25 protein-coding genes and 1 riboswitch are annotated in these 25,523 nt (G+C 37.8%); of the genes, 20 read left to right on the top strand and 5 right to left on the bottom strand.

The features are described 5' to 3' along the window. Positions 1 to 12: 12 nt before the first annotated feature. Complete coding sequence (locus MKY30_RS03815) at positions 13 to 1,281, bottom strand: acetylornithine deacetylase (protein WP_341082853.1); 1,269 nt, start codon at positions 1,279 to 1,281, stop codon at positions 13 to 15. 84 nt (positions 1,282 to 1,365) lie between these two features. Then, positions 1,366 to 1,475: riboswitch (TPP riboswitch) on the bottom strand. A gap of 140 nt (positions 1,476 to 1,615) precedes the next feature. Here MKY30_RS03815 and MKY30_RS03820 point away from each other — a divergent pair. The 4 genes from MKY30_RS03820 (at position 1,616) to MKY30_RS03835 (ending at position 4,733) form a co-directional block, all read left to right on the top strand. Next, on the top strand, positions 1,616 to 2,038 hold the full coding sequence (locus MKY30_RS03820) for a hypothetical protein (protein ID WP_341082855.1): 423 nt from the start codon (positions 1,616 to 1,618) through the stop codon (positions 2,036 to 2,038). Positions 2,039 to 2,080: 42 nt separating this feature from the next. Further along, the gene (locus MKY30_RS03825) at positions 2,081 to 3,115 is read left to right on the top strand and encodes a S66 family peptidase (protein WP_341082856.1); all 1,035 of its coding nucleotides are present in this window, start codon (positions 2,081 to 2,083) and stop codon (positions 3,113 to 3,115) included. Between the two features lie 346 nt (positions 3,116 to 3,461). Continuing rightward, the gene (locus tag MKY30_RS03830) at positions 3,462 to 3,758 is read left to right on the top strand and encodes a DUF2653 family protein (RefSeq protein WP_147211743.1); all 297 of its coding nucleotides are present in this window, start codon (positions 3,462 to 3,464) and stop codon (positions 3,756 to 3,758) included. A 312-nt stretch (positions 3,759 to 4,070) separates the two neighbouring features. After that, positions 4,071 to 4,733 carry a TerC family protein gene (locus tag MKY30_RS03835; protein ID WP_246145202.1) on the top strand — a complete coding sequence of 221 codons (663 nt, stop codon included), beginning with the start codon at positions 4,071 to 4,073 and terminating at the stop codon, positions 4,731 to 4,733. A gap of 53 nt (positions 4,734 to 4,786) precedes the next feature. Here the strand turns inward: MKY30_RS03835 and MKY30_RS03840 are convergent, their stop codons facing one another. Further along, the gene (locus MKY30_RS03840) at positions 4,787 to 5,992 is read right to left on the bottom strand and encodes an MFS transporter (RefSeq protein WP_341082857.1); all 1,206 of its coding nucleotides are present in this window, start codon (positions 5,990 to 5,992) and stop codon (positions 4,787 to 4,789) included. Positions 5,993 to 6,181: 189 nt separating this feature from the next. Here MKY30_RS03840 and MKY30_RS03845 point away from each other — a divergent pair, with 189 nt between their 5' ends. After that, positions 6,182 to 6,763, top strand: coding sequence for a TetR/AcrR family transcriptional regulator (locus MKY30_RS03845; RefSeq protein ID WP_341082858.1), 582 nt, complete (start codon positions 6,182 to 6,184; stop codon positions 6,761 to 6,763). Positions 6,764 to 7,342: 579 nt separating this feature from the next. Here the strand turns inward: MKY30_RS03845 and MKY30_RS03850 are convergent. Then, positions 7,343 to 8,071, bottom strand: coding sequence for a MurR/RpiR family transcriptional regulator (locus tag MKY30_RS03850; protein ID WP_147211740.1), 729 nt, complete (start codon positions 8,069 to 8,071; stop codon positions 7,343 to 7,345). A 178-nt stretch (positions 8,072 to 8,249) separates the two neighbouring features. Between MKY30_RS03850 and MKY30_RS03855 the strand changes: the two genes are divergently transcribed. From MKY30_RS03855 to MKY30_RS03875, 5 genes are all read left to right on the top strand, one after another. After that, positions 8,250 to 8,861 (top strand): AAA family ATPase, encoded by a 612-nt coding sequence (locus tag MKY30_RS03855; protein ID WP_147211739.1) that lies wholly within the window; start codon positions 8,250 to 8,252, stop codon positions 8,859 to 8,861. Positions 8,862 to 8,917: 56 nt separating this feature from the next. Continuing rightward, on the top strand, positions 8,918 to 9,241 hold the full coding sequence (locus MKY30_RS03860; protein ID WP_147211738.1) for a PTS sugar transporter subunit IIB: 324 nt from the start codon (positions 8,918 to 8,920) through the stop codon (positions 9,239 to 9,241). 90 nt (positions 9,242 to 9,331) lie between these two features. Continuing rightward, positions 9,332 to 10,636 carry a PTS sugar transporter subunit IIC gene (locus MKY30_RS03865; protein WP_222595745.1) on the top strand — a complete coding sequence of 435 codons (1,305 nt, stop codon included), beginning with the start codon at positions 9,332 to 9,334 and terminating at the stop codon, positions 10,634 to 10,636. Between the two features lie 41 nt (positions 10,637 to 10,677). After that, positions 10,678 to 11,016 (top strand): PTS lactose/cellobiose transporter subunit IIA, encoded by a 339-nt coding sequence (locus MKY30_RS03870; protein ID WP_147211736.1) that lies wholly within the window; start codon positions 10,678 to 10,680, stop codon positions 11,014 to 11,016. A 136-nt stretch (positions 11,017 to 11,152) separates the two neighbouring features. After that, a complete protein-coding gene (locus MKY30_RS03875) occupies positions 11,153 to 12,394 on the top strand; it encodes a serpin family protein (protein ID WP_341082859.1) in 1,242 nt (413 codons plus the stop codon). A gap of 54 nt (positions 12,395 to 12,448) precedes the next feature. On the opposite strand, the gene csaA is transcribed toward MKY30_RS03875, so the two are convergent. Beyond that, a complete protein-coding gene (gene csaA / locus MKY30_RS03880; protein WP_147211734.1) occupies positions 12,449 to 12,781 on the bottom strand; it encodes a chaperone CsaA in 333 nt (110 codons plus the stop codon). Between the two features lie 230 nt (positions 12,782 to 13,011). On the opposite strand from csaA, the gene MKY30_RS03885 reads away from it, so the two are divergent. The 9 genes from MKY30_RS03885 (at position 13,012) to MKY30_RS03925 (ending at position 22,973) form a co-directional block, all read left to right on the top strand. After that, the gene (locus MKY30_RS03885) at positions 13,012 to 13,719 is read left to right on the top strand and encodes an ABC transporter ATP-binding protein (RefSeq protein ID WP_341082860.1); all 708 of its coding nucleotides are present in this window, start codon (positions 13,012 to 13,014) and stop codon (positions 13,717 to 13,719) included. Beyond that, the gene (locus MKY30_RS03890; protein WP_341082861.1) at positions 13,716 to 14,963 is read left to right on the top strand and encodes an ABC transporter permease; all 1,248 of its coding nucleotides are present in this window, start codon (positions 13,716 to 13,718) and stop codon (positions 14,961 to 14,963) included. The genes MKY30_RS03885 and MKY30_RS03890 overlap by 4 nt, the downstream gene beginning before the upstream one ends. A 70-nt stretch (positions 14,964 to 15,033) precedes the next feature. Beyond that, positions 15,034 to 15,711, top strand: a complete 678-nt coding sequence (locus MKY30_RS03895) for a response regulator transcription factor (protein WP_341082862.1) — start codon at positions 15,034 to 15,036, stop codon at positions 15,709 to 15,711. Beyond that, entirely contained in the window at positions 15,708 to 17,096 is a 1,389-nt protein-coding gene (locus MKY30_RS03900) for a HAMP domain-containing sensor histidine kinase (protein ID WP_341082864.1), read from the top strand. The genes MKY30_RS03895 and MKY30_RS03900 overlap by 4 nt, the downstream gene beginning before the upstream one ends. 454 nt (positions 17,097 to 17,550) lie before the next feature. Continuing rightward, on the top strand, positions 17,551 to 18,630 hold the full coding sequence (locus MKY30_RS03905; protein WP_339283474.1) for a Gfo/Idh/MocA family protein: 1,080 nt from the start codon (positions 17,551 to 17,553) through the stop codon (positions 18,628 to 18,630). A gap of 14 nt (positions 18,631 to 18,644) precedes the next feature. Further along, on the top strand, positions 18,645 to 19,520 hold the full coding sequence (locus tag MKY30_RS03910) for a sugar phosphate isomerase/epimerase family protein (RefSeq protein WP_339283476.1): 876 nt from the start codon (positions 18,645 to 18,647) through the stop codon (positions 19,518 to 19,520). Between the two features lie 85 nt (positions 19,521 to 19,605). Continuing rightward, the gene (locus tag MKY30_RS03915) at positions 19,606 to 21,033 is read left to right on the top strand and encodes a GntP family permease (RefSeq protein WP_341082866.1); all 1,428 of its coding nucleotides are present in this window, start codon (positions 19,606 to 19,608) and stop codon (positions 21,031 to 21,033) included. Between the two features lie 199 nt (positions 21,034 to 21,232). Then, positions 21,233 to 22,282 carry an ABC transporter permease gene (locus tag MKY30_RS03920; RefSeq protein WP_341082868.1) on the top strand — a complete coding sequence of 350 codons (1,050 nt, stop codon included), beginning with the start codon at positions 21,233 to 21,235 and terminating at the stop codon, positions 22,280 to 22,282. A gap of 1 nt (position 22,283) precedes the next feature. Further along, positions 22,284 to 22,973, top strand: coding sequence for an ABC transporter ATP-binding protein (locus tag MKY30_RS03925; protein WP_341082869.1), 690 nt, complete (start codon positions 22,284 to 22,286; stop codon positions 22,971 to 22,973). Between the two features lie 44 nt (positions 22,974 to 23,017). On the opposite strand, the gene MKY30_RS03930 is transcribed toward MKY30_RS03925, so the two are convergent. Next, a complete protein-coding gene (locus MKY30_RS03930; protein ID WP_156985241.1) occupies positions 23,018 to 23,740 on the bottom strand; it encodes an FCD domain-containing protein in 723 nt (240 codons plus the stop codon). A 233-nt stretch (positions 23,741 to 23,973) separates the two neighbouring features. Between MKY30_RS03930 and MKY30_RS03935 the strand changes: the two genes are divergently transcribed. Next, a complete protein-coding gene (locus tag MKY30_RS03935; RefSeq protein WP_341082870.1) occupies positions 23,974 to 25,416 on the top strand; it encodes a processed acidic surface protein in 1,443 nt (480 codons plus the stop codon). The last annotated feature ends 107 nt before the right edge of the window (positions 25,417 to 25,523 follow it).

Raw genomic sequence — 25,523 nt, forward strand, 5'->3', positions numbered from 1 at the left:
TTATGAACAACGCTATTTCTGTTTTTTTGTATTACACCATTTCAAAATAAACCGCAGTAATGACGCTGTATAGTCTAATAGCTCATCTATATCTATCTGTTCATCGACTGCATGAGCGTGCTTTAATTCTCCTGGGCCATAGCAGACAGTAGGAATACCATAGGCTGCAAGCCATCCCCCATCTGTTACTGTTTCAGACATACGACTGGAAGCTTTCTTACCGAATGCTTCCTGATGACTCTCCTGTAAAAGAGCAAAGGCTGCATGCTCCTCATCTACTGAGAATGATGGGAAAATTTCACCCCGGTCAACAATCATCGATTCGCCCCCCCACTCAAATTCCGGCGGATTGTCTCTCATCCAGACGTCTGCTTCCGCTGTTTTTCGTAAATGCAGCTCAATTTCTTCTGCGACCTGTTCAGCTGTCTCATCCGGATAATAGTGAACGGTAATCCACAGGCGGCATTCATCTGCGATAAATGCGGCATGTCTACCTCCCTCAATAACTGCAGGGTTAATCGTATTCGTGCCCGACGGGAAACCTGGATAAGATTTAGTCACTGCCCAATGGCGCTCCAGCTCCTGCAGGGCAGTAATCAGCTTGTTCATCTTTTCAATCGCACTCGCTCCCTTCATTCCGCCTCCTGCATGAATAAGTTGTCTACGTGTACCATCATGATGCGTGGTTGGGCTTTTCACTATAACCCAGCCCGTAATAACACCGCCCTGTCCATGAATTTCACAATGACTAGTGTCTGCAACAATGGCATAATCTGCTGTATAACCACGCTCACCACATTGCTTCGTTCCTGCTTCGCCAACTTCTTCACCAATGACTGATTGAAGAATGACATCTCCTCCCAGCTCAACCTGATGGTCATGCAAAATTCTCATAGCAAATAAACAAGCTGCCAGTCCACCTTTCATATCCGCTGCGCCACGTCCGTATAATGTACGGTCTTCTACTGTCGGTTGAAATGGCGCATGCTTCCATTTTTCATCCTCTTCAATAGAAGCGACATCGACATGTGCATTAAGAATCAAACTATTATATGCATCAGAAGAAGTTCCTTGTAGACGGCCGACGACATTTGGATCCCCCGGATAAACATCCCATTGTTCTGTTTCAAAACCCATTTTCTTCAAATACTTTGCAATATAAGCCTGGATATCCGCTGTATTTCTTGCAGGCGGCGCCGGTGTCCTGAAGCGAATCAAATCGCTGAGTAGCTCTACCAGCTCTTTCTCCCGGTTCCATACATCCTGAACTATTTTATCCATTAAAATAAACCTCCTTTAAAGCACGCAAAAAAGCCATCTCCCCAGGAAGGAAGATGGCAGAAAGTTTTATCTCATTTGCCTATAGGCATATCCCGCCCACTTCCCTCCGCTAGTACAAACTAGATCAGGTTGGTAAGGGTTAAGGCAGTATATACATGCCTCTCTCAGCTTTATAAGCACCCCTAGTGGATTATTGCGTATTTACTTGTCAGCTTTAGATTACCATAAGGGTTTACAGGCGTAAAGCAGGATTTTATCAAAGATTATTCTGTACCTGTTTGTCTTTTCGCTATTGGGAATCTTTTCTCTCTTATTTTTAATGTCATATGTTTTTATGGGAAAAGCTGTTATAAGTGTTGTTCAATCCTATAGTGGCAATAAAATAGAAATCGAGGCTTTTATTTTCAATAAAGAGCGTGATTATAATGCCGGCCTCCATAGCACAAATTCATACTATTTGCATTTATCCTTTTACGCGGAAGATATAGAAGAAGAAACTTTTATTTCCAAACAAGTATCCTCTCGTATTTTTCCTCAAAATCGTGATTTAATAAATATCCGTTATCCTGAAGGCCAGCCTTATAAAGCGTACATATCAGGAACCAAATTCAGTGATTTTATAGGATCTAGTTTTATTATTTACAGCTGTGTTATCATCGTTACCGCTTTATTAATATATGCAGCCATATTAATGCGAAGAAAGAAGAAAACTGGATCTTATTATAAAAAACAGAAAAAGGATTTTTCAAATAAGTAACGAATACATAGTATATACCATTCACAGAAAGGAGCCTCATTTATGCTTATTCAGCCAAAAAAATTATCGCCTGGTGATAAAGTAGCAACTGTCAGCCTTTCCTGGGGAGGAGCTGGTGAACCATCACTGCGTTGGCGCTATGAACAGGGCGTGGAACGCTTAGAATCCGTCTTTGGACTTGAAGTTGTACCAATGCCCAACAGCTTAAAAGGACAAGCTTACATAGCTGAACACCCCAAGGCACGGGCTGAGGATTTAATGACCGCTTTTCAGGATCCTGAAATCAAAGGGATTATTTCTAATATTGGCGGAGATGATAGTATCCGCCTGCTTCCCTATATTGATTTTGATATTATCCGTAAAAACCCAAAGATTTTTATGGGTTTCTCTGACACGACGATTGCCCATTTATTCTGCTTCCATGCAGGATTATCTTCCTTCTACGGTCCGGCAATTATGACAGACTTTGCAGAAAATGTTGCAATGGATGATTACACAGTGAATGCCATTCAAAACATGCTTTTTAAAGTGGAAGCAGTCGGCAATATCTCTGCACCGGAGAAATGGACAAGTGAATTCCTGGAATGGGATATTTCCAATAAATTCATTGCAAGAACAAGATATCCTGATCGGGGTTATGAACTCCTGCAGGGAAGCGGTATCGCAAAAGGAAACCTTATCGGAGGCTGTATCGAAGTACTTGAATTTGCCAAAGGAACAGAAATCTGGCCACAGCAGGGAGCATGGAAGAATAGCATTCTCTTCTTTGAAACATCCGAGGAGCAGACAGAGCCCGAGTTAATAAAAAGATGGCTTAGAAACTATGCAGCTCAAGGAATACTCCACCAGGCAAATGGAATGATTTTTGCAAAACCTTATGGGGAGGTACATTATGAAGCATATAAGGAAATTATCTTATCTGTTCTAGCAGAAAGCGGGCTGGTTGATCTTCCTGTTCTTTATGGTGTTTCTTTTGGACATACTGAACCAAAAACACCTATCCCATATGGAAGATTAGCACAAGTTGATTGCCATCAAGCATCCTTTTCGATTATAGAAGCAGCTGTTACGGATTAAGGACAGCTGCTTTTCTTTAGTTAGAATAGATTTACGCCTCTCTCATTATTAAATCAAATAAGACAGTGATATACTATTGATATACTTCCTGTTTAGAAATGTTAGTTAAACGAAGTAATGACTAAGCTCTTCTGAGGCTTCGCGCTCTCTCCATTGCTCTTTTTCCCATAAAGGTTAACAATAAAATTATCCTGATTAGAAGAGTCAAGAGAAAGATTATGCCCCTATAACTACTTCCTGCTTCATGCAAATAGGGAATTTGTAGTAAGATAGAATAGAATGGGCACCATCGCTAAAGGCGGATATTAAATAAGCCGTCCAACCATATGCAGGAGGAATTTGAGGTATGCAAAAACTTATTATTCCTGAAGAGGATATTGTGCTTGCTATATGTATGTACATTGCTGAAGAACAGAATATGAATGCAGATGACGTCCAGGTAGAGTTGTTTTATGATGATTACACTGGTTTTTCAGCAGAAATCATAACGCCGTCCGGAAAACAGGAATGGATGACCAAGCAAATTATTACTGCATTAAGAAAATGGATCAAAGAGAATCTTCATGCTGATCCATATGCAGGCTTAAAGCTGGATTTAAACAGACGAAACGGCATTTACGCGCGCCTTCGCAGTGATAGCTAGTTTCTCATAAAAACTTGATAATATTTTTTAAGCTTATTTACATATTTTCAAATGATTCAAGGCCAACAGCCTCTATTCAATTGAATATAGCATTTATTTTAATTTTTTCTTAACAAGTTTTCTTTTGACAAAAAAGAGCAGGAAGGCCTCCTGGCATGTACGTACATATAAAACAGTTAACAACCCTTTTATTTCCTTTGGATAAAAAAATAAAAGGGTTTTCATTTGCCGTTCTTTATTTTTTTCTCTCCTGTTCTGATTCCTCGTACAAGCTCATATACTAAAATATCGAGCAGACAGGAAAGGAGAGATATGTTGGAGTTTATACAGACAGTCGGACAAATTCTCCTTATCAATATTTTATTAAGCGGGGATAATGCTATTGTCATTGCGATGGCGAGCCGAAATCTTCCGGAACATCTTCAAACACGCGCCATCCGCTGGGGAACTTTTGGAGCAATTGCGCTTCGTATCCTCTTTGTTTTTATCATGATTTACTTGCTACAGCTGCCTTTTATTCAACTAATTGGCGGATTTCTCCTATTGTATGTAGCATATAAATTACTGGTTGATAAGCAGGATCAAAGTCAGATGAAGAGCGGGAATTCTTTGCGTGAGGCGATAACAATTATTATTTTTGCAGATGTCATCATGAGTCTGGATAATGTACTGGCCATCGCTGCCATTGCAGACAGCGATTTGCTGCTGGTAATTGCCGGAATCATTTTAAGTATCCCGATTATTTTAACAGCCAGTGAACTCATTCTAAAATTAATCCAGCGCTTCCCAATTATTATTTATATCGGTGCAGGCTTACTTGCTTGGACAGCTGGAAAGATGCTGTTAGAAGAGGCATTTGTACAGCAGCTTTTCGCTTCAATGAAATATGGACAGCTTATCTTCCTCAATATCCTTACTATTTCCATTCTATTTATTGGTAAGTGGCGCAGAAATCAATTAGAAATGACCGTATAAAAAAACCTCTTATGTGACAAAACATCGCATAAGAGGTTTTTTTAGCTGCAGTTTTACAAACTTTGATAGGTTTTTGCTTTTTTAAATAGTACTGTTGTAATAATCAAGCCTATCGCCGCAAAGCTTAGCAGGATAACTTGAATAGAAATATCAGCAGCTGACAATCCAGAAACAAGAGCATATGAAATTGGATCGAATCCATTCATAGCCAGAAAAATAATACTCATGACTCTTCCCATAATATAGTCTTCTGTCTGCTCCTGAGCAGCTGTAAAGAACGGAATAAATACAAACGACATAGAAAATCCAATAAAGAATACAACAACCGTAAGCATTGTTAAATTAGGGACAAGTGCAAAAATAACGTACGATATTAACGCCCCCAATAAGCCGAACAGGGAAATTCTGCCTTTCCTTTTTATCAGCACGGTACTGAGTACCCCTGTCCCGGCAACCAGACCTATACCCAGACTGGCTTCCATGTAGCTTAGATTAAGCGGTGTTCCTCCATAGCTCTCCACTAAGAAGGGAATCGCAATATGCAGGGTTCCGAATACAAAGAAGTTCAGTGTAATTAAAACCGCTAAGCCTGTCAGCAAAAAGCGTGAATTACGAATATATGCCAGACCTTCTTTGATTTCCTTTATCGGTTTTTGTTTTTCCTGCAGTGCAACAGGGCCTTCATTAATAAAACGCGGATAAATAATTACCGCAGAAAGCAGCGCTAAAATCATTGCCACAAAATAACTTCCGCTGACTCCAACAGATTCCATCAGTATTCCTGCAATAATTGGACCTGCTACAAAGGAAACCTGGTCCACTCCCTGGAATAAGGCATTGGCACGCTGAAGCTGGCTTTTCTCAACAATTTTAGGAATCATCGAGGAACTTGCTGGACCGAAGAAAGCATCCAGCATCCCAAAACCGGCTGCAATCACTAGAAGCAGGCTAAGAGATAATCCATCATTTTTAATGAGGATATATAAAATAAGCAGAAGAACTGCTTGCACAAAATTTGCTAAAAACATAATCGTGGTCTTCTTATAACGGTCTGCCACCACTCCGCCGAAAATCATCATCGCAATTCTCGGAACCGTCGCAGCAATTAATACAAGCCCTAAAGAACTTGCAGATCCGCTCTCGCTGATAACAAACCATGTTGTTGTCGTCAAGAACATACTGAAGCTGACTACGCCAAAGATGCCAGCAACGAACAACAGCACAAATGTACGATTTTTAAATAACGCTTGTCCTTCCATATTATCTTTCCTCCGACTTTTTTACTGGCGAAATAAAGCTATACTGGTAACCGAAAGCTTTATATTTATCTTTTTAGATGACATGCCGCTAAGCATACTCTATAATATGAATCAACGGAACCTACCGACCGTTCGTTTCTAAGAAAATTCTACCCTAGTATAACTATTTTGTCAAAGGAGAATCACACCATGCACACAAAAGAAAAAATTCTAATGGAAGGAATGGAGCTGTTTGCAACGCTCGGTTATAACGGTACTTCCATGACAAAGATTGCTGACCGGGTCGGACTGCAGAAATCCTCGCTCTATGCACACTACAGCAGTAAAGAAGAATTATTTATGGATGTGACGACAAAGATTGCTGCCGACTATGTACACTTTGTAAAGTCAACCTTTGAAAATGATGGGCAAACAACAGAAGAAAAATTCCATCTCTCCTTTCAAGCACATGTAAAGGATCTGGCAAATCATGACAGCAGCATTGAATTTTATAATCGTTTCTCTTCTTATCCTCCAAAAGGATTTGAGAACAGCATTTTAGGGTTGCTGCGTAATAGTGAGGAGCAGGCAAGAGCTGTATTTAAAGAAAAAATAGAAAAGGCGCAAGAGGCTGGAGACATTACTGATGAAATTTCTCCGGAAGAAGCTGCACATGCTTTTTACGGCTTATTAGATGGGCTGTCCTATGAAACCAGTTATTACAATATAGATATTATTGAACGCCATGGCGAATTTATGTGGAAAGTATTTTGGAGAGGCGTTAAAGCTTAAAAGGAACAAAAACGCAGAGCGCCTGCTTAAAAACGTAGAGATTGCGCCCCCGGTCTTTGGGGGTGGTTCGACCTTGGTCGGACTTCCTTTACTTTAAACCGATGTTGACTTTCACCCGCGGGCATAAGTGCGGCGGTTTTGATGGGACGAGTAATCGCAAAAGCACTTCGATGGGGCGAGTAATCGCAGTCCCAGTCCCAACTTTACCTCTGTCTACGCCTGACGGCTTGACAATCACTAAGTCTTCTTTATCGTAGGGCGTGACGTGAAATCTCTAAAGTTTGGCGCTCGAAGCTGGACGCGGCTGTTTTTTTATAAATAGTTATCCACAAGACAATAATTCTATAATTTCCTCTGCAGCTAGAAAAAAGTCAACAGCATCTCGAAGCAGTTGACTTTTTTCTAGCTTTTTAATTTTTACCAATACTCCCCTTAAAACTGATACATTTTAGATTTTAACGGAATTTCAAGACTATCCTGGCAAATAAATCTCTAAAACTTTTTTCAAACTTAGAACATGTTTTAAGTTTCCTTCTGCTTATACTCAATCCCTTTCACCTATGCTACGATAAAACCGTATTATTCGTTGCGCTGTTTCGAGTTTTCTAAAAAATCACTAAACAGATATTCAAATATCAAAATTGTCTCTCCAAAGAAGGTATTCGGCATATATTGAAGATCTCTCAACTGGTTGTACTCATTAATTATAATTGGAAGTGTGGAACACGGTACTGCAGACGAGTTTGCATTTCCAATAAATGAAATGATGTCTATCCCATTTTGACTGGCATTCTTTATTATATCCAGCGCTCTCGGTGTTTCGCCTGATTGAGATATAAATATCAGCAGTACTTCTCCTTGATATGCTTCTGAGAAAAGCTGGAGATGTGTATTTGAAATACTGTTCCAGCCATTTATCAATAATTTCTCATTCATATAATTGGCGATAAGCTGTGCGTAACCCAGGCCGAAAACAACTACTTTTTTGGATTGATATTTTTGAAACAATTTCCGGAAAGCTCTGCTGTATTGCTGGACCATTTCCGTCGATATTGTAAACAAGTCACCTTTCATTGTTTCTGTTTTTTGATTTTTCGAAAATATTATATGGTACACCATATCTGTATATCCTTCAAAATGCAGCTTTTTAGCTAAACGAATAATGGTCGATATGGAGGTATTATTATCTTGCGCTGCTTTGCGAATACCAAGCTTACTTAATGGCTCTGGATAATTGACCAGATAAGTTAATAATTTCTTTTCTAAATGATCTAATTGATGCTTGTCGTAAAGATGCTCTATATTCATTGTTAAGTCTCCTATTTAAGCCGATTACAATTTTTATTGTACATTAACAATTCCAGGCTTACAATGCTGCTTCTTACAAGCATTTAGATTTATTGTGCTGCAATAGGCACAGCTTTAATAAGGAACATATTTATGAGACAAGTACCCTGAAAGCAGAACTTTAAGAGGAGGAAATAAAATGCAGAATTTCACAGAAGATCCATGGGCAAGAACCTATACTAGAAACGGGTTTATTTCCGAGGAAATAATATCGAGTTTACAAAAAAGTATCCGCAGAGGAAAAGAAGAAGATGCATGTGCATTTGCGTATGAGCTCTATATCACTTCTCCACAGGCGGAGGACAAGCTATGGAGACGATTAATTGCAATCTCTGTAGAAGACATTGGCATGGGAAACCCCCAAGCAGCTGTCTTAGTTAATAACTTACATGATATGAGTCGAAAATTTGTTTACGCAGATGGCGATCGTCCATTATTCTTCTTCCATGCCATTCGTTATTTATGTGCGTGTGAAAAAGACCGCTCCAGCGACTTATTAAAAAATATTGTTGCTAAAAGCTTTGCAATGGGATATCTTCCAGAAATTCCAGATATCGCTCTTGATAAACATACAACAAGAGGAAAAGAAATGGGACGTGATTCTTTCCACTTCTTAAATGAAGCAAGCAAAGTTATCCCTCAAAAAGAAGTAGATAATGATTACAAAGAACGTTATGAAGCAATTCTCAAGAAATATAACCCGGAAGAGGCTGTAGAGTCCACATTTAAAAACAACTCTTGGCAGTACTAAAGCATAATAAAGCTAGATAAAGCATGCTGTGATTCTGACTAAAGGAGAGATTATTAATGAATATTCTTTTAATTTGTGAAGCAGGTGCATCCACTGGCTATTTAGTTCAAAAAATGCAGGCGTTTATCGCGGAGCATGAAAAGCTAAAGCATAAAGAAATGAACGTGGAAGCAACCTCTGTAAACCAATTGGGACCTACCCTTGAAGCCAAAGATATCGATGTGGTGCTTATCGCTCCGCAAATTCGTTCCAGAGAAGACTCCATTCATGAAGTGTGTGAGCATCATCAAGTAAAGGTGAGCACGATTGATTTAGTCGATTACGGGCGTATAGATGCTCCGGCAATTATTAAATTAGCAATTAAGCTGTACAAAAGCTAGATAATCTTAATAGCAGATACTGCAAAAGAGGCACCTCTCTTGCAGTATCTTATTTCAAAATAAAACGCTTCATAGAGGAGTTGAATGGCGTTGGCCGAGACAGAATCAAGATTTCAACAATCATTACAGAAATACTTATTACCTGTTGCCAAAAAAATAGAAAACCAGGTGCATATTCAAGCAGTTAAAGAAGGCATGATGAGTATCGTACCAATCATTATTATCGGCTCTTTTTGTTTATTATCGATTGCTTTAATGAATATTCTCCCGGAAGGAAACAGTATCGCAGCTTTTATCGGTAATCATCTCGATAAATTTATGCTGCCATTTAATTTCACAATGGGAATCATTTCGCTATACTCTGCATTCTTTATCGCGGAATCGCTGGCAAGAAAATATAAGATGAACTCCATTGAGATTGGAATAACAGCTGTTATCTGTCAATTTATTGTCGGTGCAGAAGTAATAGATGGAGGTTTTGGAACAGCAAACCTTGATGCACAAGGACTGTTTGTCAGTATTATTGTCAGTTTAGGAATTGTAGAAATCACACGCTTTCTAAATAGCAAATCACTTGTTATTCGTCTGCCAAAAGATGTTCCAAGCATTGTTGCTAAGAGCTTTAACAATTTAATTCCCATGGTTATTAACATTGTCGTATTTACAGTAATCTCTATTCTTTCCTTCGAATTTGCCGGCAAGGCATTTTCGCAGGTTATTATGGGCGTTCTCGCTCCCGCAATTCAGAGTATTGACAATATTTTTGCTGTAATGCTGATTCTTTTCTTAACGCAGCTGCTCTGGTTCTTTGGTTTACATGGTGCTGCCATCACTTCCAGTGTCTGGCTGCCAATCGCTACTACCTATATGGCAACGAATGCAAACAACATTGCTGCCGGCGGTGAGGCTGCGCATATCTTTACAATGGGCTTTTACTACAGTATATTATCGGTAACAGGATCGGGAATTACCCTGGGGCTTGTATTCTTAATGATGCGAAGTAAATCAGATACATTGCGTCCAATTGGAAAGGTTGCTTTTATTCCATCTTTATTCGGTATTAATGAGCCAGTAATTTTCGGAACACCGATTGTACTGAATCCATTTTTATTTGTCCCATTTATCTTTGCTCCACCAATTATTGGCGGAATTTCCTACCTTCTCTTCAGCTCTGGTTTGATTGGTTATCCAATTGTAGAGCCGCCTGGATTCTTACCGCCTGGTGTCGGGGCATTTATTATGACGCTTGATTGGAAAGCTGTCATCCTGCCATTTGTAAATATTATTGTGATGGGACTTATCTATTATCCTTTCTTCAAGGCAATGGAAAAAGCTCAATTGATAAAAGAACAAAATGAGAAAGAAATAGAGGAAGATGATGCATTTGATTTCTAAATTGCTTCACACTCTTAAATAATGATTGGAGGACACAGTCCATGGAAGAGAATCAACAAAACGAAACCCCTTCTCTAGAAGCAAGTGCTTTTGAGATTATTGCACTTGCCGGGCAGGCTAAAAGTGATACACTAGTCGCTTTAAAAAAGGTAAAAGTGGACGAGTATGAAGAAGCACGCAAGCTGTTAAAAGAAGCAAATGATCTAATCGTACAAGCATCAAGCGTACATCTGAAACTTCTTTCCAGGCTGTCGGAAAATTCGGAGGAAAATTTGCCCTTTCTGGTTATTCATGCGGAAGACCATTATTCTCAAGCTTCTTACTCTTATGAATTGGTTTCGGAACTATTAGAGATTTTCGAACAAAAGCTTTCTTCATAACGGCAATAGCAACCATATTAAGCCTGGGGCTTAATATGGTTTTCTTTTATTCAATTTAGTTTCCTTCCATATTAGCTTGTTCCTCTCCTTCATGTATGATATGTTTAACAAAATTAAATGAGGAGATGCTGTTAAAATGATGAAAAAATTTCTTTGTTTTTTTACAGTCATTTTTTTAAGCGCTTGCAATACCTCTAATTCGGAGCAAGAAAACCCAGCTGACGATATAGAACAGCCGGACAATGCATCCAAAGAAACTGTCCAGTCAGGATTGAACCAGCTTGGTTTTGAAACACTCTCCGGATTAGACAAAAATGAGGATGGCAATTTATTTATTTCTCCTATAAGTATTTGGACTGCATTAAATATGACATATCACGGTGCCGGAGGAGAGACAAAAGAAGAAATGGCTGAAGTACTTGGGATAGAGAATATTGATTCTGATGCCTTACTTTCTGCAAACCACGATTTGTTAATGAATCAGGCAGGGGATAATCAGGAACTGGAGCTGTATCTCGCAAATGCCGTCTGGTTCAGGGAAGATATGGAGATTGAATCTGCTTACCAGGAAATGCTGGAAACATCTTATCTTGCACAAGTAGAGCCCCTGACAACAGAAGATGCCATTAATGATTGGGTTGCTGAACAGACAAATGACCGGATAGATAATATGATAGATGAGATTTCACCTAATTTAATTTTATTCTTGCTCAATGCTGTTTACTTTCAAGGTGATTGGACATATCCTTTTGATGAAAGCTTAACAGAGGAACAGGAATTTCATTTAGCAGATGGCTCTTCTATTGAAACACCTACGATGGTATTGTATGAGGAAGAATTAAATTACTCAGAAAACGATGATGTTCAGGTTGTTTCTCTGCCTTATGAGGAGGAAGAAACAATACAAATGCAAATTTTCCTGCCTAATGAGGATAGCAGCTTTACAGATTTCCAGGAAGACTTTTCTTTAGAAAAATGGCAGGAATGGACAGATGATATGGAGAAACAAACAGGAACCGTATTTCTTCCCTCCTTCACACTGGAATATGAATCCATATTAAATGATCTTTTTATTGATCTCGGTATGGAGCAGGCCTTCGACCCAAATTACGCTAATTTTTCTAATATGTTTACGTCAATAGAAGATAAAGGGGCTTATATCGACGAAATTTATCATAAAACATTTATAGACGTTAACGAAGAAGGTACGGAAGCAGCAGGAGCTACCTCTGTTTCTATAGAAGAAACTGCTGCGATTATACAGGATACCTTCCAGATGGATATCAATCGTCCGTTTCTATTCACAATTACTAATACAGAAGAGAATATTATTTTATTTATGGGAAGTATGGAGCAGCCTGTGAATGAAAGTGAATAGAAAAATGTCCATTCGCTGAATAATTTTTAATTCATGTGAATGGACATTTTTTATTCACGAAATTTTCGTGCCATTCGCCACTTGTTCATCTGGACCAAGTAAAACTACATCCCCCTCTCCCTCTACTCCACCAACGACAAGTACCTCTGATTTAAATCCGGCAATTCTGCGCGGCGGAAAATTAACGACTGCAACAATCTGGCGCCCTATCAAACCCTCAGGTGTATAGCGTTTGGTAATTTGTGCCGAGGATTGTTTTTCACCAATCTCTTCTCCAAAATCAATCCGTAATTTAATCGCAGGGACACGTGCCTTTTCGAGCGGTTCTGCGTGTAATACAGTACCTACACGTAAATCAATCTTTAAAAAATCCTCAAACGTTGCCATTTCATAAACCTCCTTATGCAGCAATTTTCAAATTGTTTATATTATATCTATCTTAATGGGGAAGCATACCTGAAAGCAATCAAATAAAGTCAAGTTAATACAATTGCTGCGGTAAATGAAAGTAGCTTTTAAGGTCTTTGTATCTTATTATAACGAAACTTTTCCGCCTGATTATCGTATATCTAATATACATAAATGCAAATATATCCTATAACTCATGGAGGGATTCTATGCTGCAAGTACATATAGATTCTGCAGGCTATCAGCAAAAAAAGCTTTACTTGGAAGATATTAATTTCACCATCAATCCCGGTGAAATTGTCGGTCTTATCGGGGCAAACGGTGCAGGAAAAAGTACCACTATCAAATCTATTATCGGTACCATTGAGTATTTTCACGGAAGCATTGAATTAGAAAAAGAAAAAAAGCTGGCATATATCCCCGAAGAACCCATTCTTTATGATCGGCTTACACTCTGGGAGCATCTACGTCTTGCAGCAACCTCTTATGAAATGGCAAAGGATATTTGGGAGTCACGGGCAAAGGATCTTTTAAAAAAATTCTCCCTTACCGGCAAGGAGCATGAGCTGCCTATTCATTTTTCTAAAGGAATGCGGCAAAAAACATTGATTTGTCTCAGCTTTATGACAGAAGCGGATATTTACATTATTGATGAACCATTTATCGGCTTAGATCCAATAGCAACAAAACATCTGATCACCCTGCTGCAACAAGAAAAAGAACGTGGAGCGGCTCTGTTAATGTCTACGCATGTACTTGATTCCGCAGAAAAACTATGCGACCGGTTTATTCTTTTAAACGAGGGACACACTATTTTTCAAGGGAAGCTGCAGGAACTGCAGACAGCAACAAATCAACCCGCCGGCACATCTCTATTAGACTGCTTTTATGAATTACTGGAGGAGGGTGTATCATGAAGGAGACCGCACGCATCATATTCTTCAAACGGCTCCGGTCTGATTTTCAAAATTTATGGAAAGCGAATAAGCTCGTAATGGATTGGACATTATTTGTTTATTTATTGATACCCGGAGCCGCTACTGCTGCATTTTTCTATATGGAGTGGCTCGGTGATATACCATTTACCTTAAATCTGATTGGCTGGTACGGCTGGATGATTATATTCGCGATAAGTTTTTTCCTGCATAATATAAAGTTATTCACATACCTGGCAGATCAGCTTTTTCTAAGCAGAAATATTCCCTTACTGCGGTGCATTTCCCAATACGGAATCATCTACTCCATCAGTACTTTGTTAATTATCGCAACATTGCTGTTTCTACCAGCTTTACCTTTTCTATTTAAAATATTTTCTTTATCTCTTCTTTCTTCGGGATATCTCTGGATTTACTATCTCTCGGGAGTAATTGTTGTTACGTTGTGGAAAAAATATGCACAAATACATATTCCATCATTCATTCTACGCATGCTATCTTATCTTACAGCCCTCGTGTTGTGGATAAGTTTATCTCAGATTATTATAACTACTCCTTTCCTGTGGATATTGTGGATAATCATTAGTTTCATAGTTATCATAACCCTGGCTCACACACTCTCTTATAATGGAATGCATTTTTTAAAAATTGCTGAAATGGATGAACAGACTAGAGTCAAATGGGCTAACCTATTGCTTACAAATATCAAACAGCAAGGTTATAAGCTGCCTTCCACAAAACCAATATGGCTTTGGAAAAAATCACAGGTTATGTTTCAAAGGCAAAATAGTGAAATGATTTTTACAGATGCCTATTTTAAATCCTTCTTTCGTAATTTACCAGTTTTGATGCCGCTTGTTCAGCTAACAGGTCTTTTAATTGCTGTGCTGATATTATCAGCACCATACTGGACCGGCTACTTATTTTGGCTTGCTTCCATTTATATCATTGTGGATATCACTAAAACCGGCTGGCTAGGTTTCAGATTCAATTCCTTTATTGAACTCTTCCCTTGGAAAGAAGCTTTACTGCGGAGTTCTCTGGAAACAAGTGTACTACGTTTGAGCTCGCCTATTCTTCTAGTTATCGGGCTCCTGTTTGGATATTTGAAATTTGGTATCTTAGGAATGCTGATTTTTTCTATTATCAGTGTATTACTGGGATTATGTATGATATATTGGCATATCCGCTATGTTCCTGTTAATAAGTTAACGCCAGCCGAATAATTTGGCAGCTTCCTCTGATTTGCAGTAAGCTTAGATCAAGTAATATTTAATGTGAATGGAGATTACCCACATGAAAAGTATATTAATTGTTGATGATGATACCCATATCCTGCAGCTTGTCCATATTCAACTGGAAAAGGAAGGCTTTCACGTTTCTGAAGCAAAGGATGGTGCAGAGGCTTTAGCTATATTAAAAAAGACACCTTGTGATTTAGCTGTTGTTGATGTGATGATGCCGTTTATGAATGGATTTCAACTGACAAAGGAAATTCGCGAAAAATACGATATTCCAATTATATTACTCACAGCCAAAGGGCAAATTGAGGATAAAGAAGAAGGATTTCTTGCGGGAACAGATGACTATTTAGTAAAGCCATTTGAACCCCGTGAGCTCAGTTTTCGTATTAATGCATTATTGCGCCGTTATCAGAAGAAAAAAGATACACATACTATACAATTTGGAGATACAGAAATTAATTTAAACAACTATGAGGTAAAGATTGGGGATAAAACACTTTTACTTCCCTTGAAGGAGTTCGAATTATTAGCACTATTGGCAAGTTATCCACAGCATGTATTTCCTCGTGCACAGCTGATTGAAAAAATATGGGGATTGGATTACGAAGGAGATGAGAGAACTGTAGATGTACATATTAAACGTCTTAGGCAGCGTTTCTCTTCCCTGACTTCTTCATTCTCCATTAAAACTGTCCGCGGCATCGGATACTGTTTGGAGCCGGCAAAATGATGCGGTCACTCTATGTTAAATTCGCTGCAGTCACCATTGGCATTATGTTTCTTAGCGGTGTAGTTGCCTTTCTCATCTCGAACACCTATTATCAACATTCCCTAAAGCCTCAAAATGATGAAAAGAACACCAAAATCGCTTTAGAGATGGCCGCTTTTATTGAAAATAACCCGGAAATCACCATGAGCGACTACTTATCCAATATGGCAGATATAGGTTATCAACTATACCTTGTGGATAACGATGGACGTGAACAATTATTTGGAGCAGAATTCCGGGAAAATAACTTAACAGACAGTGATATACAGAAGGTACTGGATGGAGAAATCTTTCATGGGATGGTCCATTTTCCCAGGCAGACCTTTGTCACAGGCTTCTTTGCGAATGAATTAAAAAATTCTATCGGCGTTCCTGTAACCTACCAAAATTCGGACTATGCATTATTTATCCGGCCTGATATCAAGCTGTTATTTAATGAGATGCATTTATTATTTGGTGTACTCTTTGCTTTAACAATTATTCTTAGTATTTTATTTGTTCTCTTCAGCACAAATTATCTGGTCAAGCCCATTTCCCGGCTTAGCACTGCAACAAAACAGCTTGCTAAAGGAAAACTCCAAGTAAATACCTTACCAACGAAGCGAAAAGATGAATTAGGAGAGTTATCCACAAGCTTTTCACAAATGGCAAAGCAAATTGAGAAAAATGACCGGCTGCGTAAGGAATTTGTTTCAAATATTTCACATGATATTCAATCCCCATTATCAAACATTAAAGGGTATACGAATTTACTCAACGACAAGGAGACTTCAGAAGAAGAAAAGAAACAGTATACCTCAATTATTAACGAAGAGATCAGCCGGCTGTCTATTATGACAGATCAGCTTCTGCTTCTCTCTTCTCTTGATCAGGATCAGCATATTGTGAAAAAGAAGCGGTTTAATATCAGCAGTCAGTTAAAGGATTTACTAACGAGCTATCATTGGTTGATTCAGGAAAAAGAAATCATGCTGAGCTATACACTTCCTGACTTGGAGATTGACGCTGACCCCTCTCTGTTAAATACAGTTTGGGATAACCTGCTGTCCAATGCCTTAAAATATAATCATCCAGCCGGCAGCATCGATATCCAGCTCACTTACACAGAGGGCCACTGCTCCATTTCTTTTACAGACACAGGGATCGGTATATCCAAAGAAGAAACGGAACGTATATTTGATCGTTTTTACCGCGCAGATGCTTCTCGTACCAGAAGTGTAAAAGGAACTGGATTAGGATTATCTATTGTTGCAACGATTGTAGAATTGCATGGCGGAACAATTAGTGTTCAGTCCGATAATATGGCTGGAACTACTTTTATTGTGAAATTGCCTTTAAGAGGATAATAATATGTATTAATGCAGCATCTGACCTTTTTGTCAGATGCTTTTTCTATTTCATTACAAAGAGAAAAATGTATATAATTTCCATAATATTACATATTTATCTATTTTACTACCTATCATAACAAAAATAAATTTTCCTGATGAGATTCATTTCTTGTTTTAATCAGAAGCTGTCTACTCTGTAGATTGGCGCCTTTTATATGAGGACTGAGACGGATTTCAGTGAATTATGTTTTTATAATTTTATAGCATTCTAAAAATAAACACTTGTCAAAATGAAAAGTTTCTTATAGAATACCTGTATACAAGTGTTCCGAATAAAATGAAAAAGAAATCTTTTATCTTAACTTATCTACATAATCTGCCAAAGATATTTTTAACATTTTATGTAAGCGCTTAAAAACAAAGATATTTAACAGTTAATCTACCACTGTTTATGGAAGGAGAATGGAATATGACAAAATTAAGAACAGCTATTATTGGCTGTGGAAAAGTAGCAGATTTTCATGCAAAAGCATTTGTTAATCTACCTAATTCCGATTTTGTAGCCGTTTGCAATCATCGATTAAAAGGTGCAGAGGACTTTGCTTCAAAATATAATGTAAATGCTTACGATAATGTACATGACATGGTTGAACAGGAAAAAATCGATATTGTCAGTATCTGCACCCCCCATCCGCTGCACGCTCAAGCAGCAGTTGAGGCAATTGAAAGCGGAGCCCATGTATTAATTGAAAAACCTCTGGCATCTTCCCTGAAAGATTGTGATGCAATTTTATCAGCTGCCGAAAAAGCAGGAAAAATAGTAGGGACTGTATCTCAACGCCGCTTTTATCAGTCTTGCATGCGTATAAAGGAAACAATTGATCAAGGAAAAATCGGCAAACCAGTACTTGGAACAGTTCATATGCTTGGCTGGCGTGATGAAACTTACTATCAAAGTGATGCATGGCGCGGAACATGGGACGGAGAAGGCGGTGGAGTTTTGGTAAATCAAGCACCACATCAATTAGACCTTTTATTATGGTATATGGGCGAGGTTGAAGAAGTTTATGGTGTTTGGAGTAACCTGAATCATCCGTACATTGAAGTAGAGGATACAGCAGTAGCAGTTATTAAATTTAAAAACGGCGCTCTTGGGAATGTAGTTGTCAGTAATTCTCAAAACCCTGCATTATATGGAAAAGTTCATATACACGGAGAAAATGGTGCATCAATTGGTGTACAAACAGATGGAGGAGCTATGTTTATTGCCGGCATGTCTTCTATTACAGAGCCTCCTTATAATGATATGTGGACAGTTCCAGGGGAATCCCAAATGTTAGATACATGGAAACAAGAAGACAGCGCATTTTTTAATAACGTGGACTCTATGTATTATTATCACGAATTGCAGATTAAAGACTTTATAGACGCTATTTTTAATAATACCTCCCCTCTTGTAGACGGGTACGAAGGAAGAAAAACAGTAGAGTTGTTTACAGCTATTTATGAGAGCACAAAAGAAAATAAAGTTATTAAATTCCCATTATAAAAGGGTGATTAAAAATGAAAATAGGATATAACGAAGCAACGGCAAAGGACTGCTCTACTTTGGAAAAAGATTTGGAGCTTTGTGAGAAATACGGATTTGATTATATTGAAATACGCTTAGATATGTTAAAGGATTATTTGAAAACGCACACATCAGATGATCTGAAAAAATTCTTTGAAACAAGTCATATCAAGCCTCATGCCATGAATGCCTTATACATTTACGAGGATTTATTCTCAGAGAAGGATGATTCCATCAAGCATAAAGAAGTAATGGATGATTTTTTATTGGGCTGCGAGACAGCACAGGAAATTGGATCAGAATATTTTGTAGTTGTAGCTCCTTTGAACCGTAATCCGGCTGAAGGTCCATACATTGGAGAATGGCCGTCTATTTTTAACAATTGTGTGCGTATTTTAAAAGAACTTGCAGATATAGCAGAAGGATATGGCGTAAAGCTGTGTTTTGAACTCGTCGGCAGCAAGTATTGCTCTGTACGAACAGTAGATCAGGCTTGGGAGATTGTAAAAACAGTAAATAAAAACAATGTTGGTTTAGTGTTTGACGTATTTAATTTATATTTATTTAACAAGCTGGAGGATTTTTCTGTGATGGAAATGGTTGATCCGGAAAAAATCTATGCTATTCACATTAATAATGCTGATGATGCAGCTATGGAAGAATTAACACAAGCTAATAGAAGATTTTGTGATACAGGAGAGATTAATCTAGAGAACTTTTTCCACGTACTGCAGCGCATGAATTATGATGGCATGGTTTCTATAGAAACCTTTCGTCCTGAGTATTGGAACAAAGCGTCTGATTGGGTAATTCAACATGCCTATGAGACTACTCTAAAAACATTGAAACAATTTAAAGCAATTATCTAGTTCTTATTTATAACAGAGGAAGAACCCATTAAATATTTATGTTAGTAGAATATATTAAAATGTAGATAAAATAGGAGATGAAAACATGACGCCAACAGTATTTATTTGTCTGATGATTGTTGCTGTTGCTTTACTTACTTTTATGACTTTGAAATTGAAGATGCATCCAGTTATGACTTTATTTATTATATCCGCCTTCTTAGGAATTGCACTCGGGGACTCTTTATTAGAAACCATGCAGAAAATTAATGAATACTTCGGATCCACATTATCAGGTATCGGGATTACCATTATCTTTGGAGCAATTATAGCTATGGGTATTCAGGATACTGGTGCAGCAACTCGTATTACAAACTTTTTTATTAAACTTTTTAAAGGAAAAAGGCTAGAGCTTGCGCCATCTTTATCAGCATTTGTGATGAGTTTATCCGTTTTTGGAGATATTACAATGGTATTAACATCTCCAATTGCTGCCATATTAGCATTACGAAAGAAAATCAATATGGTTATCATGGCACCATATGTTAACTTGGGGCTGACATTAACACATGGTCTAATTCCACCGACACCAGGTATTTTAGCGGTTGCTATTCTCTTAGGAGCAGATATCGGTCAAGTAATTATTTGGGGATTTGTTATTAGTTTAGTTTCTTTTGTACTTACTTATATTTTAACAAGACCAATTCTGGCAAAAGGAGAGTTTATTCCTCCAAATCCAGAATTTACAGAAGGCTATAAACCAGCTCCAAAAGGGGCCAGTTTAAATGAATTATATATTAAAGAGGATAATATCCCTTCTACTTTCTTATCATTTATGCCATTGATTATTCCTTTAATCTTAATTTCAATTGGATCATTTGCAAATATGATTTTTGAAGAAGGTTCTACCGCATATACTGTATTAGCTTCCATTGGGGATAAAACATTCGCATTATTTGTCGGAGTTATTCTCGTTGCCTTATTAGTAATGAAGAGGAAACAAAAAGTCTTGAACAACGCTCAGAAGCATGAATTTGAAGTGCCAAATAATGCCTCTGCATTAGAGATTTCAATGAATAATTGGGTAGTGCGCGCATTGAAAATTGCGATTATTCCTTTAATTATTACAGGTATGGGGGGAGCAATGGGAGGAATTCTGCGAGAAAGTCCCGTGATTGATGAAATTGGAGATTCTATTATTTCAATGAACTTCCCGACACTACTTATTCCATTTGCTCTTGCTGCTATTTTAATGGCCGTAACAGGATCGATGACAATTGCTGCGATGACAGCAGCTGCATTAGTTTATCCAATGCTCGGTGCACTTGGTCTATCTCCAGTTGTTGCAACATTAGCTGTAGGTGCAGGGTCAATGGTATTCTGGCATGTAAATAACAGCGGTTTCTGGATGATGACATCTCTCTTTAACTTTAATACAAGGCAAGGTTTGAAATACTTTACAACTATTAATGGTTTGGGGGGAATTGTAGCTTTTGCTGTTCTTTGCATCATCGCCTTCTTAGGCTGGGCATAGTGTTAGCATGAAACTGGGAACGAAGAAAGAGAAACAGATCACAATGCAAATAAAAGTGATTTGTTTCTCTTTCTTTTTTAATATCAAACGTTTTATATTTTTTCTTCTAGATTCTCATTTGAAAACTCCTGTTCATACTGTGTTCATATTCCCTTTATATACTTCTGGATATACAAAAGATACAGGAGGTTTAAACAAGATGAAAATGGCTTGGAAGGAAATGAAGAAAAATAAATTACGTTATACCATCTTAGGCTCGATTGTTTTCCTAATCAGCCTATTAACTTTTATTATATCCGGACTGGCAAACGGGCTCTCACAGGATAATGCTTCACTGATTAAAAATTTGCCAGATGGAACATTTTATATGGAGGAGGAAGCAGATGAAACCTATAGCTTCTCCAGTCTGTCAGATCAACAGCAGCAAGAAATAATAAAAAAACAGTCTGAAACAGCTTTTTTCTCAATTCAGATGGGAAATTTTATAGATCCCTCAGATAAACAGCGCAGTGTTGCTTACGTATCTGCAACAGACAGTGCATATTTTCAGGAGGTTAATTCCGGTGAAGTAATTTTAGATGCATCTCTTGAAGAAGAAGGAATAGCAGTTGGAGACGAGATAACAAATGAACAATGGGATCAATCATTAACAGTAGCAGGGTTTGTCGATCACGAAAAATATAGCCACTCCCCTGCAGCATTTATAAATCCAGATGATTTTCAAGCATTATTTCATACTGATACGATGCAAATCGCATTTATTGCTGATTCCGCAATACAAAATACAGATGGTGCACCAGCTTTTAAAGGGCTGCAAGCCTTCTCAAATAGTGAATTCTTAAATACCATCCCAAGCTACAGTGCGGAACAAATGTCACTGAATATGATTGTTATTTTTCTTCTGGTTATCAGCGGGATGCTGTTTGCTATCTTCTTCTATATGATTAATGTTCAAAAGCTTGGTATTTACGGTATTTTAAAAGCTATTGGTGTAAAAACAGGCAAGCTGTTTCAAATGATGTGGGCACAGATGTTTATTATCTCTGCTGTCTCTCTGATATTATCTATATCGATCAGTCAAGCATTCCAGTTGATGGCACCAAACGGCATGCCTTTTCACCTAACCTGGCAGGCAACAGGACTGCTTTCTCTCGTTTTTATCATCATTGGATTTATCGGGTCAACATTATCCGGCATTCAAATTAAGCGTGTAGAACCAATACAGGCTATACAACAAGGAGAGATGTAAAATGAGCTTATTTACAATGGAGAACGTTCGAAAAACATTTGCTCAAGGAGAAGTAAAAGAGGAAATATTAAAAGGAATTAATATCTCCCTGTCAAAAGGGAAAATTACTGCCCTGACAGGGGCCTCTGGTTCAGGCAAAAGTACATTGCTGACCATTGCTGCCGGATTACAGACACCCTCAGATGGACGGCTTTCCTTTGAGCAGCAGGAGCTGACATCCATGCGAAGTGAAGAACTTCGACAAATCCGAGCAAAAGATTTTGGTTTTATTTTTCAATTTGCACACTTAGTACCCTTTTTAACTGTACAGGAACAGCTGACTCTCATGCTTGAGACTGCTGAATCTCCTCTTTCCAAACAGGCACAGAGAAAGGAAATAAAGCAGGTTTTAGAGCTTGTCGGTATGTGGAAACGAAAAGATGCTTCCCCTTCTTCATTATCAGGAGGAGAGAAGCAGCGTGTTGCGGTAGCAAGAGCAATAATTCACAGCCCTAAGGTGCTTTTTGCTGATGAGCCCACTGCCAGTCTTGATTCAAAAAGATCTAAGGAAGTGATGAAGCTGATCCAAAAGCTTTCTAAAGAGCGGCATATTACCGTTTTAATGGTCACACATGATATGGATATGCTGGATTTTGTGGATGAAGTTATTGAAATGCGTGATGGGAAAATCGTTGACAGGAAAAACACTTGAAGATAAACAGAAATAAGCTATTTTGAAACAAAATAGCTTATTTTCTACTCCTTCACACTATACTCTCTGACTACCTTCATTATTTCCTCATCTACCCAAAGAGCTTCCACCTGATTTTGTACATCATGAAAATTCCTCTCAAAAGCTAAATCCACCATTTTCTTTTCCTTTTTATCAATGGCTTCCACAATCAGCTCATGATTATAGAGAATACGTTCAAAATCTTTTTCATTGGTCATCATCCGGTAACGCATCGATAAAATAATAAGGCATTCTAAGACGGGCTTTAAATTATTCCACAGCATCTTAATATGGTGATGATCAATTGATTGAATAATTGTTTCATGGAATTCAATATCCAGGAAGGAAAACTGGTCAACATCCTGATATTTAATAGCAATTTTCATCATTTCTATCATTTTTTTTAGCTCTTGAACAAGATTATCCGTCTGCATCTTTAACAGACGTTCAAAGGTAAAGGACTCTATCATTAAGCGGATATCATAAATTTCTTCAATATTTTTTTCAGAGATGCCAACGACAACTGCTCCCATTCTTTCTGGCCGAACAAGATTCTCATTCGCCAGCACACGCAAAGCTTCTCTGACCGGAGAACGACTGACTTGAAATAAAGATCCCAATTGATTCTCTGAAAGAACAGTACCTGCCTTTACTTCACGAGAAATAATCCGCATTCGGAGCTCCGCAACAACTTGTTCCCCTTTTGATTCGTTCATTAGCTTCTTCTTTGGATAAAATGCTTTCATCTTGCATAGCTCCTTTATCTAATTATGAATACTTGTATACCAATATAGTGACATAACCTTCGTATTTTGTAAACGTTTGCTGCTAAAAGTTAGAAATTTTCACTTTTGATCTAAATGTTTGATATTTTTTGGATATTAATAGAAATATTCTTCAAAATAGATTGCCAGGAAGGGACTTCGAGGCTATAATTTTATCATTGAGCTAGTTATTTTAATTGAAAAGAGGAGAATGAATGAGGAAATCGGCACAAATTTTTGCATTATTCTTATTTTTGTTTGTCGTTTTACCTGGAGCTGCTGACGCACAATCAAACAGCTTCCAAAAAAGTCTGGATGTTTATTTAAAAGAAATTAGTATTGAGCGAGGCTTTACAATCACAAAAGAAGATATTGAATTCTCTCTGTCTCTCTATGATTCTTATTTAGAAGAATTTGATACAATTGAAGATCTAAAAGAGTTCTTAGGAGACGTAATCCGTAAAGATGGAAATAATCTAAAACAGATTTATGATGATTATGATATTGACCAGGCTGCACTTGAAGCAACACTAAATGAATTTGGAGAAACTCTGGAGGATTATGTTTTCTTAGATGACCTCGAGATGAATATCGGATTTTATTTATATATATTAATTCCAAGAGACCCTGATTTTGAGCAAAAGCTGGCAGATTACTTAAAAGAAGCAACGAGTATTCGCGGTTTTCAGGTTACTCAAACTCATATCGAAAGTTCTTTAGCTCTTTATGGAAGCAATTTGAATGATTTTAAAACTATCGATGAATTATCCGATTTTTTAGGAGAAATAATCAACAAGGATTTAAGTAATCTTGGTCCTTATTTCGGAATCGATCAAGAAGATATACTTAAACTTATTTCTGATAATGATTTAGATATAAACAATTATGTCTTCTTGGATGATTTATCCTACGATTTAGAAGGAGAATTCATTTGGGAAGATGATGATTTCTTTGATCTAAGCTTTTTCATGCAGGAATTCAATTTAACAGAGGACGAGCTGCTTCGGCTGGAAGAACATATTCTCAGTATTCCTGACATTACAAGCGATGAAACCATTGAGAAATTGTTAAATTTAGCTGACCGAATGATGGCATTTTCTGAATTTGAAACAATTAAGGAACTAACACCGGGGCAAGTTGGTGAATTAATGGCTATCTTCAGGGAATTTCTTGACGTTTTCCAATTACATGCAGAATTTGTACTTGTTACAGATCAGGGAGAAGAAAACCTTTCACTGGAGACACTATTTCATTTAACAAAGCTTGAAAATGCAGATTTAAAGGTTAATATTTACAACCTGCAGGGAGATTTTCTTGCTGATATAATTATTTCCGGGGAAATGGTAGATTCCGATACTGTTATTGATACAGGGAATGCTATTCAAAAAGAGGCCTCAAAAAAATCTGAAACGGTGGTTATTAAAAGAAATGACAAAGAAGCTCCAGATGAAAACGAAGCCTCGTCTAAAGCTGTATCACCAAAAACTGCTGAAGTGAAAGCTGAATCAGAATCACAAGCAGATTTAGAAAAGAAAAAAGAAGAAAAGCTGCCTGATACCGCTTTGAACTATGCTGAGAAAGGTATCTGGGGACTGGCATTTATTATTGCGGGCGGTGCTCTGCTGTTCTTATCAAGAAAAAGAAAGCACGAAGCATAAACCATCTATTTCCCGAAGTTTTATTTACAACGTTTTCTGAGATCTGAGAATCAATCAATAGAGTTCTGAACATGTACATGGTATATTGAAGGAAAGCACACTTGATT

The organism is Oceanobacillus sp. FSL W8-0428 (genome assembly GCF_038004405.1).
Classification (GTDB): Bacteria; Bacillota; Bacilli; order Bacillales; family Amphibacillaceae; genus Oceanobacillus; species Oceanobacillus sojae.

Bases quoted from the DNA above. Each gene is read 5' to 3' on its own strand.
- MKY30_RS03860 (WP_147211738.1), top strand. From the start codon at position 8,918: ATGAATATTCTTTTAATTTGTGAAGCAGGTGCATCCACTGGCTATTTA.
- MKY30_RS03815 (WP_341082853.1), bottom strand. From the start codon at position 1,281: ATGGATAAAATAGTTCAGGATGTATGGAACCGGGAGAAAGAGCTGGTA.
- MKY30_RS03910 (WP_339283476.1), top strand. From the start codon at position 18,645: ATGAAAATAGGATATAACGAAGCAACGGCAAAGGACTGCTCTACTTTG.
- MKY30_RS03875 (WP_341082859.1), top strand. From the start codon at position 11,153: ATGATGAAAAAATTTCTTTGTTTTTTTACAGTCATTTTTTTAAGCGCT.
- MKY30_RS03935 (WP_341082870.1), top strand. From the start codon at position 23,974: ATGAGGAAATCGGCACAAATTTTTGCATTATTCTTATTTTTGTTTGTC.
- MKY30_RS03820 (WP_341082855.1), top strand. From the start codon at position 1,616: ATGGGAAAAGCTGTTATAAGTGTTGTTCAATCCTATAGTGGCAATAAA.
- MKY30_RS03850 (WP_147211740.1), bottom strand. From the start codon at position 8,071: ATGAATATAGAGCATCTTTACGACAAGCATCAATTAGATCATTTAGAA.
- MKY30_RS03895 (WP_341082862.1), top strand. From the start codon at position 15,034: ATGAAAAGTATATTAATTGTTGATGATGATACCCATATCCTGCAGCTT.
- MKY30_RS03915 (WP_341082866.1), top strand. From the start codon at position 19,606: ATGACGCCAACAGTATTTATTTGTCTGATGATTGTTGCTGTTGCTTTA.
- csaA (WP_147211734.1), bottom strand. From the start codon at position 12,781: ATGGCAACGTTTGAGGATTTTTTAAAGATTGATTTACGTGTAGGTACT.
- MKY30_RS03845 (WP_341082858.1), top strand. From the start codon at position 6,182: ATGCACACAAAAGAAAAAATTCTAATGGAAGGAATGGAGCTGTTTGCA.
- MKY30_RS03925 (WP_341082869.1), top strand. From the start codon at position 22,284: ATGAGCTTATTTACAATGGAGAACGTTCGAAAAACATTTGCTCAAGGA.
- MKY30_RS03870 (WP_147211736.1), top strand. From the start codon at position 10,678: ATGGAAGAGAATCAACAAAACGAAACCCCTTCTCTAGAAGCAAGTGCT.
- MKY30_RS03900 (WP_341082864.1), top strand. From the start codon at position 15,708: ATGATGCGGTCACTCTATGTTAAATTCGCTGCAGTCACCATTGGCATT.
- MKY30_RS03905 (WP_339283474.1), top strand. From the start codon at position 17,551: ATGACAAAATTAAGAACAGCTATTATTGGCTGTGGAAAAGTAGCAGAT.
- MKY30_RS03920 (WP_341082868.1), top strand. From the start codon at position 21,233: ATGAAAATGGCTTGGAAGGAAATGAAGAAAAATAAATTACGTTATACC.
- MKY30_RS03930 (WP_156985241.1), bottom strand. From the start codon at position 23,740: ATGAAAGCATTTTATCCAAAGAAGAAGCTAATGAACGAATCAAAAGGG.
- MKY30_RS03885 (WP_341082860.1), top strand. From the start codon at position 13,012: ATGCTGCAAGTACATATAGATTCTGCAGGCTATCAGCAAAAAAAGCTT.
- MKY30_RS03890 (WP_341082861.1), top strand. From the start codon at position 13,716: ATGAAGGAGACCGCACGCATCATATTCTTCAAACGGCTCCGGTCTGAT.
- MKY30_RS03825 (WP_341082856.1), top strand. From the start codon at position 2,081: ATGCTTATTCAGCCAAAAAAATTATCGCCTGGTGATAAAGTAGCAACT.
- MKY30_RS03840 (WP_341082857.1), bottom strand. From the start codon at position 5,992: ATGGAAGGACAAGCGTTATTTAAAAATCGTACATTTGTGCTGTTGTTC.
- MKY30_RS03830 (WP_147211743.1), top strand. From the start codon at position 3,462: ATGCAAAAACTTATTATTCCTGAAGAGGATATTGTGCTTGCTATATGT.
- MKY30_RS03855 (WP_147211739.1), top strand. From the start codon at position 8,250: ATGCAGAATTTCACAGAAGATCCATGGGCAAGAACCTATACTAGAAAC.
- MKY30_RS03835 (WP_246145202.1), top strand. From the start codon at position 4,071: ATGTTGGAGTTTATACAGACAGTCGGACAAATTCTCCTTATCAATATT.